Source organism: Mucilaginibacter sp. NFX135 (genome assembly GCF_048565145.1).
Lineage (GTDB): Bacteria > Bacteroidota > Bacteroidia > Sphingobacteriales > Sphingobacteriaceae > Mucilaginibacter.
In genome coordinates, this window is record NZ_CP183412.1 from 4,909,003 (window position 1) to 4,922,288 (window position 13,286).

At 45.4% G+C, this 13,286-nt stretch carries 11 protein-coding genes; 4 read left to right on the forward strand and 7 right to left on the reverse strand.

Annotated features, from left to right (window positions below; genetic code table 11):
• Window positions 1-458: 458 nt before the first annotated feature.
• The 3 genes from ACNURT_RS20455 to ACNURT_RS20465 all read right to left on the reverse strand — a co-directional run bounded on the left by ACNURT_RS20455 (window position 459) and on the right by ACNURT_RS20465 (window position 4,582).
• The gene (locus ACNURT_RS20455; protein ID WP_419699306.1) at window positions 459-2,408 is read right to left on the reverse strand and encodes a M1 family metallopeptidase; all 1,950 of its coding nucleotides are present in this window, start codon (window positions 2,406-2,408) and stop codon (window positions 459-461) included.
• A 197-nt stretch (window positions 2,409-2,605) separates the two neighbouring features.
• Entirely contained in the window at window positions 2,606-3,391 is a 786-nt protein-coding gene (gene cysQ / locus ACNURT_RS20460; protein ID WP_419699307.1) for a 3'(2'),5'-bisphosphate nucleotidase CysQ, read from the reverse strand.
• A 120-nt stretch (window positions 3,392-3,511) separates the two neighbouring features.
• Window positions 3,512-4,582 carry an AI-2E family transporter gene (locus ACNURT_RS20465; protein WP_419699308.1) on the reverse strand — a complete coding sequence of 357 codons (1,071 nt, stop codon included), beginning with the start codon at window positions 4,580-4,582 and terminating at the stop codon, window positions 3,512-3,514.
• A gap of 244 nt (window positions 4,583-4,826) precedes the next feature.
• Here ACNURT_RS20465 and ACNURT_RS20470 point away from each other — a divergent pair, with 244 nt between their 5' ends.
• The 3 genes from ACNURT_RS20470 (at window position 4,827) to ACNURT_RS20480 (ending at window position 6,873) form a co-directional block, all read left to right on the forward strand.
• A complete protein-coding gene (locus ACNURT_RS20470; RefSeq protein ID WP_370996069.1) occupies window positions 4,827-5,624 on the forward strand; it encodes a HipA family kinase in 798 nt (265 codons plus the stop codon).
• Entirely contained in the window at window positions 5,602-5,985 is a 384-nt protein-coding gene (locus ACNURT_RS20475) for a DUF3037 domain-containing protein (RefSeq protein WP_419699309.1), read from the forward strand. Before ACNURT_RS20470 ends, ACNURT_RS20475 begins: the two co-directional genes overlap by 23 nt.
• 258 nt (window positions 5,986-6,243) lie before the next feature.
• A complete protein-coding gene (locus tag ACNURT_RS20480; RefSeq protein ID WP_419699310.1) occupies window positions 6,244-6,873 on the forward strand; it encodes a class I SAM-dependent methyltransferase in 630 nt (209 codons plus the stop codon).
• A gap of 215 nt (window positions 6,874-7,088) precedes the next feature.
• On the opposite strand, the gene ACNURT_RS20485 is transcribed toward ACNURT_RS20480, so the two are convergent.
• The 3 genes from ACNURT_RS20485 to ACNURT_RS20495 all read right to left on the reverse strand — a co-directional run bounded on the left by ACNURT_RS20485 (window position 7,089) and on the right by ACNURT_RS20495 (window position 11,952).
• Window positions 7,089-8,477 (reverse strand): IS4 family transposase, encoded by a 1,389-nt coding sequence (locus tag ACNURT_RS20485; RefSeq protein WP_419699311.1) that lies wholly within the window; start codon window positions 8,475-8,477, stop codon window positions 7,089-7,091.
• A 196-nt stretch (window positions 8,478-8,673) separates the two neighbouring features.
• Window positions 8,674-8,895 (reverse strand): YdeI/OmpD-associated family protein, encoded by a 222-nt coding sequence (locus ACNURT_RS20490; RefSeq protein WP_419699312.1) that lies wholly within the window; start codon window positions 8,893-8,895, stop codon window positions 8,674-8,676.
• A 312-nt stretch (window positions 8,896-9,207) separates the two neighbouring features.
• On the reverse strand, window positions 9,208-11,952 hold the full coding sequence (locus ACNURT_RS20495; protein ID WP_419699313.1) for a family 78 glycoside hydrolase catalytic domain: 2,745 nt from the start codon (window positions 11,950-11,952) through the stop codon (window positions 9,208-9,210).
• 262 nt (window positions 11,953-12,214) lie between these two features.
• On the opposite strand from ACNURT_RS20495, the gene ACNURT_RS20500 reads away from it, so the two are divergent.
• Window positions 12,215-12,712, forward strand: a complete 498-nt coding sequence (locus tag ACNURT_RS20500; protein WP_419699314.1) for a DinB family protein — start codon at window positions 12,215-12,217, stop codon at window positions 12,710-12,712.
• An 80-nt stretch (window positions 12,713-12,792) separates the two neighbouring features.
• Here the strand turns inward: ACNURT_RS20500 and ACNURT_RS20505 are convergent, their stop codons facing one another.
• Window positions 12,793-12,993: a hypothetical protein gene (locus ACNURT_RS20505; RefSeq protein ID WP_076373622.1), complete on the reverse strand. Its 201-nt coding sequence runs from the start codon at window positions 12,991-12,993 to the stop codon at window positions 12,793-12,795.
• Window positions 12,994-13,286: the final 293 nt, after the last annotated feature.

The window sequence follows — 13,286 nt, forward strand, 5'->3', positions numbered from 1 at the left end:
GGAAGCCCCCTAAACACCACGCAAACGTTTGTTTTACAAAAGATTAAGCAACACAAACGTTTGATAAACAATAAAATACATAGACATCAATCAGAAAGACCCTGCCGGGAGAAGGTTTTTGGTCTTTACAGGCTGATATAATTGGGGGTTATAGTCCAAAAGCTTCCTGTTTTGAGTAAACAGGTAAAAACTTTTAATTTTTTGGCGACGTAACAGGCACATTTTTAAGTGGTAACAGGCGGGCAGGTTACCTTAACGATAATCCCTTGTGCTTATGATGCCTTCAATAAAGGTGCTATATAACGATACACTTTGTCCGTACATTCTGCGGAGCTTTCGTCAGGGTATAAATGATCAGTTTGGGTTGAATGGAGGTTCCAAAGCCCAAACTGATCCGGTATCTTTTTAAGCGGATATTCCGCTCAATTTATATCTTTTCGCTTAATCTGATTTGAATTTTACTCAGGCAATTTAAAGATGTTATTGCTGCGGTCAATATCAGGCAGTTGTCTGTCCGGGTCGGCTATGACCGAGGTTATTTTTGATGTGGTATTACATTTCAGCTTCCACTTACCCCCTTTTTGCCATACCTCAACCGGAAGTTTGATCAATTGAGCTTTACCACTTTGCTCAGTCACTTTTAAAGTAATGGGCAGGGCCATTTCTCCTAAATTCTCAATAGTAATGATAGCACCAGCTGTAGGGTCATTTTTGTTATATTTCACATCGGTAACCGCCTGATCAAGCTTCCAGGTGGTATAAAACCATTCCTTCCAGAACCAGTTCAGGTCTTCGCCGGCTGCATCATTCATGGTCCGGAAAAAATCCTCTGGCAGCGGGTGTTTGTAGGCCCAGCGCTTGATGTACATATTGAACGCATAATCAAACCTGTCGGCACCTAAAACCTCATTGCGTAAAATATTCAGGGCCAAGGCGGTTTTGTAATAATACTGGCCGCCATCGTGCATTACTTCGGGCGGAGTCATCAATGGATCTTTTTCGTGCATCAGACTGCGGGTCATACGTATGGCCATGCTGCTGGTATCTCCATATTCGCCGTGATTGAACCAATTAGAGGCATATCCGTTGATAAAAGTGTTCATCCCTTCGTCCATCCACATAAAGCGGCGCTCATTGCTGCCCACAATCATCGGGAACCAGTTATGGCCCATTTCATGCGTAATGTCATGCCACAGATCGTCCTTTTTGATCTCGTAGCTACAGAAAACAATTCCAGGATATTCCATACCTAATGCTACACCCGCCACCACAAATGCCGAATGCCAGGGATATTCAAAATAGTTTTGAGAGTAAAACTCGACACTGTTTTTTAAATATTGCGCCGCGCGGCCATAGCGGTCATAACCTCTACTTTCAACCGGGTAAACCGCATTGGCCATCCCCTTTTTGCCACCTGGCAGGTTAACCCTTGCAGCATCCCAGATAAATGCTTTTGAAGCCGACCAGGATACATCGCGCGTATTGTGCATTTTATAATGCCAGGTTAACGTCCCTCCTTGTTTTGGTCTGATGCCCGCCGTGCCTACTTCGGCCCCGGTAATAATGTGTACCGAACTATCACTCTTAGCGGCGGCAGCCAGGCGCTTATTTTGCTCGGCAGTTAATACCTGCTGCGAGTTCTGCAAATCGCCGGAACCCGCAACGATCATATCGGCAGGAACGGTAATCGAGTAATCATAATTACCATACTCACAGTAAAACTCACCAGTGCCTATATAAGGTAAAGTATCCCAGCCATTCACATCATCATACACGCACATACGCGGGTACCATTGCGCCAGTTGGTAGATTACGCCCTGTTTAACCCCTAAACGCCCCATGCGGTCGGCGCCATAGTGGGGTACATAAAAAGAGTAGTCAACTTTTACGTTGATCTGATCACCATGAGGCTTTACCACAAAAGGCAGGCGCAATTGCATGCGCGTATCAGTAATAGTAGGTTTGATCACATATTTTTTTCCCATATAGATAACCGAAACCGCGCCAATATCATAGCCGCCTTTGGTATAGCCTTTGGCGTCGAAACGGTCGCCGCTAACCGGGGTTGACGCTGCTCCGCGAGAATCGGGCTTAAACAGATTTTGATCCAGCTGTAGCCACAGGTAATTGAGCGTATCCTGGCTGTTATTGGTATAGTTGATACTTACATTGCCTTTAATCAGGGTATCCTTTTCTATCAGCTCGGCATTAATCACATAGTCGGCCTTGTTTTGCCAGTATTTTGGACCTGGCGCACCGTTCGCACTGCGAAATTCGTTACCGTTGTAGGTAAAAAATGAATGATCGAAAACCTGGAGTTCATTATAGGCCGGCTTGGTTTGGGCAATGGCCAAAAATGGCATCATCGCCGCACAAAAAAGCCATAAATTGATGTGTTTAAGTTTCATACTATAATTTAAATAACATTGGTATTTTAAGCAGGGCTCAAACCTTTTGTTGCTGTTTACTATCGATGAAATTAATGATTAACTCACGCTGCCTTAATAATTAATTCAACACAAACGTTTGTTATGATCCTAATTACTTTAAGATCAGTTAATTTTCAATACCTATATTTTGCAGCCTGAGGCCAATAGCTGAGCGCCTATTTTACCTTACACAAAAACCCCTGATTAAGCAGCGATACCTTGTTGTACAAGAAGGGCTCACCATTGAGCAAAGTCATTTTTGCACCGCTAAATGTGGCTATGGCCTGCCCGGCAGCGGTATCCCATTCCATGGTAGGGCCATGTCGATAATAAATATGGGCTTGCCCTTCGGCTATCAGGCAAAATTTAAGCGAACTGCCTACAGAAATAGTTTCCTTTACAGGATACTGGCTAAGCACCGCGGTTTCTTCGGGCGAGGCGTGCGAGCGGCTGCCAGCGGCTATCCAACCGGTGTTGCTTACATCGACATGCAGGTGAGTGCTTGTTCCATCCCGGCTCTCTTTCCAACTGCCGATGTTTTGGCCACCGTAATATAATTCGCTGGTAACGGGGATGTAGATAATGCCCAAAACCGGGGTATTTTGATGGATAAGGGCGATGTTCACCGTAAACTCACCGTTATGCTTAATAAACTCTTTAGTGCCATCCAGCGGGTCGACACACCAGAAATAGGGCCAGTTTTTGCGGGTTTCATAGGGGATATCCCTACCCTCCTCAGAAATAATGGGGATTTGCGGCGTTAAGGCGGTCAGGGCATTGAATATCACCTCATGCGACAACTTATCAGCAGCTGTAAGCGGCGATTGATCGTCTTTCAAAATGAGGCCAATATTTCCAGGTGATAGATTATAAATACTGAGTATGGCAGCTCCGGCTTCTTTGGCTATTTGGTTAACTTGGGTCAGATCGATAGATTCCAGGTCCTGGTAGGTAAAAATCATTTTGGATGGATATGCTGTTTTAATGATCGGATAAAAATTCAACATTCGCAAAAATAGCTACGAGATTGCGTCGTCGTACCTACCCATGACATAATTTATTAATACTGACGCAAACAAACCTCAGGACTCCACACTCAAAACTTCCGCCTCCGCCTCGATTTTCTTCACGTACAGTTCGTCAACCAATATCATGACAATGGCCAGCAGCGGCACGGCCAGTATAATACCCAGTACGCCCGAAAGTGTACCCATCAATACCTGCGACAATATGGTGAGGGCCGGCGGCAGGTCGATCATCTTTTTCTGGATGAGCGGGGTTACAATATTGCTCACAATGGTTTGCGAAACAATATAAATCAACGATACAATGATGGCGGTATTGGTGCTTATGGTAAGCGCCAGCAATACGCCGGGAATCATGGCGGCCAGCGAGCCAAAGTTGGGGATCAGTTTTAACAAGCCCGTCAGCAGGGCCAGTACCAACGCCACCGGGATGCTCATAATACTTAAACCCACACCTATCAAAATAAACACCAGCACCATCGAGAGCATCATACCCTTCAGCCAGCCTTTGAGTGCGGTACTGATCCGGTCGATCACGCAGTGGCCGATCTCCTTACGGTCTGCAGGGATCAGTTTAATGATGCCGTCTTTATATAAATTGGGATTGGCTGTAAAAAACATAGCCAGGAACATAATGATATAAATATTGCCCAAAACACCAAAACTGGTATTAAAGAACTGCTTGGCGGTAGCAAACAGCTTATCGGAATTATCATCAGACAGGTAAAATAACACCTTATTGCCCAAAGGATATTCAGACAGCTTTGCTTTAACGGTGTTGACCGTTTGGGGTAGAGAATCGCTCAATACGGTGATCTGCTTGGAGATCTTGGCTCCCATAAACCAAAATAAAACCGTGAGGATAATAAAGGTACCTCCTATGGATATGATCATACAAGCCCGCCGGCTCCATTTGGTTTTGCGCTGTATCATATCGCCCAGGCCATGAAAATAAACTGATACCAGCACACCAGCCAGCACCATCAGCAGTACATTAAAAGCTACCCGGGCTATCAATATCACCACTACAAGCAGGGCCACGATAGCTACGGTGTGCCATACTTTTTGGATATAAGTGAGTTCTTTTTCGACAGTTTCTTTTGCAGGTTGTTTGTGATTTTGGGCCATATGGTTTCTTAAAGGTTAATTCACATTTACATTACAATAATTAAATATAAAAGTTTTGTTGACAGGTATCATACGTCTTTAGCGCAAGTATTGTGTGGTTGCCGGCGGGTTGCTGACTTGTGCCTGTCGAAGAGTCACAAGTCAGCCTTCATACACAACCACCACGCAATACTTGCGCCAATAAATGGTACCCGCCGCCGCTATGTTTTTAATTATATTTGCCTGCTTCATTTGAATAGCTGCAATGAATTACACTGAACCACAACTCAGAACCATTAATGTGATACGTTACGTTACTCCTCTGCGCGAGGGCGGCTCGCTGCCTGCCATTGCCGAGGGTGACGACGAGTTTTTATATGTACTCAAATTCCGCGGCGCGGGCCAGGGCGTAAAGGCTCTGATTGCCGAGCTGATAGGCGGCGAAATTGCCCGTTTGCTGGGTTTGCGCGTGCCCGAACTGGTATTTGCCAACCTCGACCCAGCCTTTGGTCGCTCCGAAGCTGACGAAGAGATACAGGACCTGCTTAAATTTAGCGTGGGCCTTAACCTGGCACTGCATTACCTGCAGGGCGCTATTACGTTCGACCCGGTGGTGACCACACTGGATGCCAAAACGGCCTCGCAAATTGTGTGGCTGGATTGTCTGCTCACCAATGTGGACCGTACCCCGCGCAATACCAATATGCTGATGTGGCACAAGGAACTTTGGCTGATAGATCACGGTGCCTCATTATATTTTCACCATTCCTGGTATAACTGGGACGAGCAGGCCATACGCCCCTTTATGCCCGTAAAGGATCATGTACTGCTGCCCCAGGCTTCGCTGCTGGATGAGGTCGACGCCGAATTTTCTGCTATCCTGACCGATGAACGTATCCTGGCCATTGTTAACCTGATTCCTGACGAATGGCTTACCGACGATTCGGAAAATGGCACTCCTGCCGAACGCCGCGATGTTTATTACCGTTTTTTAACCACACGCGTAGCCGCGTCTGAAAATTTTGTAAAAGAAGCACAACATGCAAGAGCCATACTTATTTGAGTACGCCGTAGTACGCGTTGTGCCGAGGGTAGAGCGCGAGGAATTTATTAACGTAGGTGTGATCATTTACTGCCCAAAACAACAGTTCCTGAAAGTTAGGTTTGTGTGGAACGAGGCCCGTATAAGCGCGCTGGCTCCCAGCCTGGATCTGGATTGCCTGAAAGATAATATCAACTCCTTTGAAAGGATATGCCACGGCGATAAACAGGCAGGTCCAATTGCCAAACTGGATTTGGCTTCCCGTTTCCGCTGGCTTACGGCTACTCGCAGTACAGTGGTACAATCGTCAAAGGTGCATCCTGGCCTGCTACTGGATGCCGAAGCTACTTTGAACAAATTATTTGATCAGTTAGTGGCGTAATCGACTCACCCGGCCATCGCTACGCTTGGCCACCCTCTCTTCGCCTGCGGCGAAAAGAGGGAATTCTTTTCTCTTCGCGTCATTGCGAGGAGGAACGACGTGGCAATCCCCTATTTACAGAGCGGACTTGCCAATCGGGGATTGCTGCGCTCGTGACGCATGGGAAGATTTCGCTGGCTACCTATATTTTCTTTAACGAATTAAAATTCCTTAAATTGAAAAAAGCTCATTAATATTGATGCTTAATTCATAACACCCATGAGCACTCCCGAAAAACGACATTGGGAAAATGTATACGGTACCAAAGCCGAGGATGATGTAAGCTGGTTTCAAACCTATCCCAAAACTTCGATGGATTTTGTGGAATCGCTGCAGGTAGATCTGTCGGCCAATATCATTGATATTGGTGGAGGCGATAGCCGGTTGGTGGATGCTTTGCTGGATAAAGGTTATCAGAATATATGGGTGCTGGATATATCCGCGGCATCTATCGAAAAGGCCCAAAAAAGATTAGGTGCCAATGCCGCCAAAGTGCACTGGATAGTATTAGATGTTACCGAGTTTACACCGCCTGTAAAATATCACGTATGGCATGACCGGGCTGCTTTTCATTTTTTAACTACCGGAGATAAAATAACCCGCTACCTATCCATAGCGGAAGATGCCATTCATCCGGGCGGGTACCTGGTACTGGGAACGTTTTCAGAAAATGGCCCAACCAAATGCAGCGGTCTGGAGATCAAGCAATATTCTGAAACCTCGATGACCACACTATTTGCAGATTCTTTTGAAAAGTTGAGATGTATAACCGAAGATCATCAGACGCCATTTAACACCAGGCAGAATTTTACTTTTTGCAGTTTCAAGAGAAGTGATGGGAGCAGGTAATAATGAATATTGAATCTATTTTAGTTCCCTCCCACGGGAGGGGTGCGGCTGACATGAGCGCGAATGCAGGGAAGGGTTTATTCGCCCAGCATAAATTTGCAAATCGAAGAAACCCCTTCCTCCCCTTCCCCAAGGAAGGAATCGCACGGGCTTCCCCTTTTGATCTTATATTATTTTTAGTTCCCTCCCCACGGGCTACTGTGTGGACACATCTTTTAGTTGTAATCTTGATAGAGTAGCCATCCTTCATAAACGTTATAGAATTTAGCCAGGCCCTTTTGCAAGACGATCGGGCCTGGTTTTCTTTGAGAAGTATACCCTTTCCAACCACCTATGCGTGCAATTATCCATGTTGCCCATTTCAGGGTGTTTACTTTTGCCGTGTTCTTTAACTTCTCTGTTGCCCCTTCCAACTTTTTGGCTATCATTTGTAAACATTTTTGTTCCTGGTGATCAAATACCTCATCTATAGATTGTTCATTATCATCCTGATATGCGAGCATCATCTGCAGGATACGCAGACTTGCCATCATCGCCAACAAAGTAAGTTTGCGTATAGCCCAACCTTGTTCCAGTTGAGATTTTTCGATTCTGAAGCCGTCTGTTTTAAGTAAACGGTGGATCTGTTCAATATGCCAGCGCTCTTTATACCAGCAAATGATCTGCAAGGCCTGTTCGGCTGTTGTTACTTCATGTGTGGTTAATATCCGCCAGTAAATACCTTTGTTTTGTTCAGCTGCCTCTACCACATATATTTCCTGAACGTTTGCCAATTGTTCATTTCTGCAGGAAACCGGCTTTAAAAGCTCAACCTTAGCCCATTTTAGCCCCATTCGAACAATACGCTTACTGCTGGCCTTTCTGATATCGCCCGCTACAGCAAGATCATAACTATACATAACAGGTAAGGCATTCAGGCAACCGCTTAGCTTTAATTTCCCGCTTATCAACCGGTCATGATTAGAGCGGATCAGTAAATGTACTTTGTCTTTTTCAACTACGTCAAACAGATCGTAAATGTCGCTTTCCCGATCTGCAACGATGGTTATCGCATTTGCCTGCTCCAATAACGCTTTACTCTGATTGGCTGCCGCTATCCATTTATAAGATTCTTTTTCCTGGATAGGTAAATGCTGATAATCACGATCATGTTTCCCCGGAGTATCTGCGGGCCTTTCCCATGTTTTAATATAAGAATAGCCCAATGCATGACTATGCTCTGCATCAACTACTAAACTACTATGCAACATAAAGCCCAGAATATCATCCCTTGAAGTAGTTCCTAATCCACTTTTAGGTTTAATTCGTCCCCGCTTGGATGAAAAGTTAAACTCTGTGGTATCTTGTATACACAATAAATGGCGGCCCGAACTTAATCTCCGGCAACGATCAACTATACTTTTTTCTATAGCGCTTTCGCTGAAACTTTCGTTGTTAAACAAACGATAGAAGCTTTTTTGTTCTGCATCTGTTTCTGTGATCTGTCGTAAACTACTATTACGGCCCGTGGTTAGCTTCCTTAATGCATCAGTCGCACGCCTTTCTATCCGTTTATCGCCAAATGCTCCCTTAAAATCAGGGTTCGAATTTATAGGTTCATCCATTTCGCAAAAATCGAACTTTTATAGCATACTTGTGTCCACACAGTAGCCCCACGGGAGGGGTGCGGTTGGCTTGAGCGCAAAGGCAGGGAGGGGTTTTTACACCCGGTATAAACTTACAAAGTTCATAAACCCCTTTCCCGAGGGAAGGAATCGCATAGACCTCTGTTTTTAAAATTCTTCCTATACCGAAACCCTATTAAGTTTTCAGGGTCTTTTGCTTATTGAGCAGCATAATGAGCGCTTTATCGGCCCGCACTTTACGGGTATCTTCCTGCTTTGCTGATCCTACCCAATCACAATACCCTTGTTTATACGATTTGGAAAGGCTTTCAAAAAATTCATTGGCTTCCGCGTTCTGGTTAAGCAGGGCCTGCAGTTCGGCAGGGGTGCCATCAATATGTTCGCCTTTTTTGAGCATGATTATCTGTTTTGAACTAATATAAAAATAAATTTCATAGCTCCATGCGCATTATAACCCCGTTCCAAGTCCCATTCCTACGGGAGGGGTACAATTGGTATGGGCGCAAAGGTAGGGAGGGGTTTTATACCTTGCATAAAATGCAAATTTTAGAACACTCTTCCTCTTTTTCCCGGAGGAAGGAATCGCACACGAGATCTCACTTTTAACAATCATTTTTTCTTTCCATTGCCTGTGTCTTCACAGGCAATTTTAATGCAAGCTGCCTGTGAGGACACAGGCAGCGGTATTGAATTTCATATCCCCTTTCTCTTACATCGTCGCTGTGACTACCTTTTTCTCTTTTATCTCTATCCAGGGATAACTGAAGATATAATCCCCGGAACCAACGCTGATGGTAACGCCGTCATCAACTGCATGTGCCGTATCCGGAGCGATGGGTTTACCGTCGAGCTTTATCTCTTCGGCATGTGCCCGCGGCAGGGTCACATCGGCGGTGGTATTTGGTGGTATGGTTACGTGGACCTGCATAGTGCCATTGTTTGTTTCCCACCCCGATAATACCTGCCCATACATGCTTTGGAACGTTATTTTAGCAAAGCTGATCTTTTGGTGAGGTTCGGGTTTAATAATGATGTGTTTGTAACCTGCCTTGCCCAATTGTAAACCCGCCATTTGCTGGTACATCCAGTCGCCAACAGCGCCGTACGAGTAATGGTTAAAGGAGTTCATGCTTTTATCCTCAAAAGTACTGTCGGTTTTAATACCATCCCAGCGCTCCCAGATGGTGGTAGCGCCCATTTTTACCGGGTACAGCCATGAAGGATATGTTTTTTGCAGCAGCAGATCATAAGCTACATTGCTATAGCCGTTTTGCGACAGCACCTGGCACAGATAAGGCGTACCCAAAAAACCGGTAGACAGGTGATTATTTCGGCTGCGTACATCTTCAACCAGGTAAGCGGCGGCCTTGGCTTTCAGACTGTCGGGTACCAGGCCAAATTTGAGGCCCAGTACATAGCCGGTTTGCGAGTCGGCAAAAATGCGGCCTGTTGGGGTGATATAATTACGAATAAAGGCCTTTTTAACCTGCTCATATATCCCCTTGTAGTATTTTTCGTCGGCAGTATTACCCAATATGCCCGCAGACTCACTTAGAAGTTTGGAAGAGTAAGCATAAAAAGCGGTGGCTATCAGATCGGGGTTGGTATAGCCGTTGGGCTCCGAAAAATCATAGATGCCCGGGCGGTAGAACAACCAGTCGCCAAAAACGCTGCCGTTGTGCCAGATATATTTATCGCCAGATTTTTTGATGATATAATCAACATAAGCCTTCATGCTGGGGTATTGGGTTTGCAGGATGCGTTTATCGGCATACACCTGGTACATGGTCCAGGGCACAATAACCGATACATCACCCCAGCCTGCCGATGTGGTTTGGTTGGTTTGCAAAATATCGGGTACTACAAAGGGAATCCCGCCTGCCGGGAACTGATCGGCGGCTACGTCCTTCATCCATTTGGCAAAAAATGGCGCTACCTGCATATTAAAGGCCGCCGTGCGCGAAAACACCTGCGCGTCGCCAGTCCAGCCCAGGCGCTCGTCGCGCTGCGGGCAATCGGTAGGGATATCCAGGAAATTACCCTTCTGCCCCCACTGGATATTATGCTGCAGTTTATTGATCATGGTATCGGAACAAGCAAACTGTCCGGTAACCGGCATATCTGAATGAATGACCATAGCCGTGAAATTCTCCGGCTTCAACTCACCGGGAAAACCTTCCACCGCGATATACCGGAAGCCCATAAAGGTAAAGTGTGGTTCAAATACCTCGGCCCCACCACCTTTAAGCGTATAGTTGATAGTTGCCGTAGCCGCGCGCAGATTGGCCGTATAAAACTCTCCAAATTTATCCAGTACCTCTGCATGGCGGATCCTGACGATTTGCCCCGCACTGCCGCTTACTTTTAAACGCACCCAGCCGGTCAAATTCTGCCCAAAATCAACAATCTGTGTACCTTTTGGACTTTTAAATATAGCAATAGGTTTGATCTCTTGTATTTTGTGTACGGGTACGCTTTGTACCCCTACCAGTATTTTATTATCAAATCTGGCCTCATCAACGGGTTCCCAGCCGGCATCGTTAAAACCTTTGCTGGCCCATCCGGGTAACTCTTTGCGGGCGTCGTAACTTTCGCCGTCATAAATACCATCAAGGCGCACAGGCCCTTCATTGGTACCCTTCCATGAACCATCAGTATTAATGTTTTGCACGGCACCATCGGCATAAGTGATCTGTAACTGGCATAGCAGGCCCAGCTTTTTACCCCAGAAACCCCATTGGTTGATATAACCTGTAGTTCCGCGGAACCAGCCGTCGCCAAGCATGGCTCCTACTACATTATCACCTTGTTGCAGCATGGCGGTAATGTCATACACCTGGTATTGCAGGCGCTTTTTATACTCGGTCCAACCGGGGGTAAGCACCTGGTCGCCTACTTTTTTGCCGTTAAGGTATAGTTCATATAAACCATGCGCGGTGGCGTATGCCCGGGCGGATACGATCTTTTTGGTTACGCTGAACTGTTTGCGCAGCATGGCTGCCGGTATTTTGCGCAGAGGCTCCTGTTTAGGTTCAACCCAGGTGGCTGTCCAGTCGGCAGGCGAAAACATACCCGTTTCAAAATAAGCCAGTTTGCTCCATGCTGATGCGTGGTTATGGTTATCCCAAACCCTTACCTGCCAATAATAGCGGGTAGCCGGTTTTAGCGGAGTTCCTACATAGGTAATGAGGATGGAGGAATCGGCGTTCACCTTGCCCGTATTCCAAACTGTTTTGGCTGCGGAAAAAGACGCATCGGTCGCTACCCTGATATGATAGGCCTGCTGCAGGGTATTACGCTGGGTGGAACTTATCTTCCAGCTGAGGCGCGGGCTCACGATATCGATGCTTACCGGATTGGTCAGGTATTCGCAGGTTAAACCATCAGCTGCCGGGTTTTGCGCCATACACATAACCGGGAACAGCAATAAGAGACAAAAGAGTATAGGTTTCATGATAATAATTGGTATATCAATAATATCAATTGTGTTTTGAGGCGGCAACCCTGTCTGTCTTATCGCTAAAAAAGGTTGTCAAAGAGCTCCGTCGAAGCATGGTGGATAGGCCTCTGCGCCCGACCCTTCGACGGAGCTCAGGGTGACACCCCTCTTTTCATACTTTTTTTCATTTATAAAAACCTACTGACATAAGGCTGTCACCAGCTGTTTGTTACTTTGAATCATCAAACAAGAACAGTAAATATTTAAAACGATAATCATGTCAACCATCACCGCATTACTAAAAGAAATGGAGCTGGAAGCTCAAACAACCCGTAAAATGCTGGCCATTATACCCAATGATAAATATGAATGGCAGCCGCATGAAAAGAGCATGACCGTACAACGCCTGGCCAATCACATTGCCGAAATACCAGGCTGGGTAACTATGGCCCTTACCACCGATGAACTTGACCTTGCGCATAACCCCTATAAATTTGAGCCTCATCCTAATACAGAAGGTGTATTAGGATTTTTTGAAAAATCACTCGACAGCGGAAAAACTCATTTAGCGCAAGCCAGTGATGAGGATCTGCAAAAGAGCTGGACCTTACGTTACGACGGTAAAGTTATCAGTGTGCGGACAAAAGCCGAAGTGATCAGGATGGCTTATTCGCAAACCGTGCATCACCGGGCACAAATGGGCGTTTATTTACGTTTGTTGAATGTGCCCATACCTGGCAGCTACGGCCCCAGCGCGGACGAAGGAGGATTTTAAAGATAACATACACCAACCTGCGAAAAACAAAAAAGCCATTGTTTAATAACAATGGCTTTTTGCATGAGGTATAATGAATACTAATGCCTGTGTTTTGATAAGTTGCTTACATTAATTTCTTCCAGGAAACCATCTTCGTTGATAGCATAGCGGGCATACTCGGTATTGGTATCAATCTTATAAACGGGCTTTGATCTTTTCCTGAACTTTTTTCGTACAACCAATAACGGAAGAATAATTACGGCAAGCAGGGCGGTAACTTCTAATAAAATAATATACATGACTTTTTCTTAAATAAATTTGCTTGATGACGCTGGTTATCAACAACAAACAAAGCAATAAATTACCTTGTTCCTGATTTAGCCACCATCAAATAATTTTATAGCTAATTATGTGCCATAATTCTTACAAACACAAAATATTACACTTTTATTATGCTATGGGTTACAAATAATTGGTCAAAAGCTTTCTGTTAACTGCAGAGGCCTGGTTAACAATATAAGGTAGGTTAACGGTAAACAGAAGTATATCTGCAAATCAGCTATAGATGATCACCGTATTGCTGCCACAGTAC

Excerpts from the sequence above, each read along its gene's own strand:
- ACNURT_RS20455 (WP_419699306.1), bottom strand. The coding sequence starts at position 2,408 with ATGAAACTTAAACACATCAATTTATGGCTTTTTTGTGCGGCGATGATG.
- cysQ (WP_419699307.1), bottom strand. The coding sequence starts at position 3,391 with ATGATTTTTACCTACCAGGACCTGGAATCTATCGATCTGACCCAAGTT.
- ACNURT_RS20465 (WP_419699308.1), bottom strand. The coding sequence starts at position 4,582 with ATGGCCCAAAATCACAAACAACCTGCAAAAGAAACTGTCGAAAAAGAA.
- ACNURT_RS20470 (WP_370996069.1), top strand. The coding sequence starts at position 4,827 with ATGAATTACACTGAACCACAACTCAGAACCATTAATGTGATACGTTAC.
- ACNURT_RS20475 (WP_419699309.1), top strand. The coding sequence starts at position 5,602 with ATGCAAGAGCCATACTTATTTGAGTACGCCGTAGTACGCGTTGTGCCG.
- ACNURT_RS20480 (WP_419699310.1), top strand. The coding sequence starts at position 6,244 with ATGAGCACTCCCGAAAAACGACATTGGGAAAATGTATACGGTACCAAA.
- ACNURT_RS20485 (WP_419699311.1), bottom strand. The coding sequence starts at position 8,477 with ATGGATGAACCTATAAATTCGAACCCTGATTTTAAGGGAGCATTTGGC.
- ACNURT_RS20490 (WP_419699312.1), bottom strand. The coding sequence starts at position 8,895 with ATGCTCAAAAAAGGCGAACATATTGATGGCACCCCTGCCGAACTGCAG.
- ACNURT_RS20495 (WP_419699313.1), bottom strand. The coding sequence starts at position 11,952 with ATGAAACCTATACTCTTTTGTCTCTTATTGCTGTTCCCGGTTATGTGT.
- ACNURT_RS20500 (WP_419699314.1), top strand. The coding sequence starts at position 12,215 with ATGTCAACCATCACCGCATTACTAAAAGAAATGGAGCTGGAAGCTCAA.
- ACNURT_RS20505 (WP_076373622.1), bottom strand. The coding sequence starts at position 12,993 with ATGTATATTATTTTATTAGAAGTTACCGCCCTGCTTGCCGTAATTATT.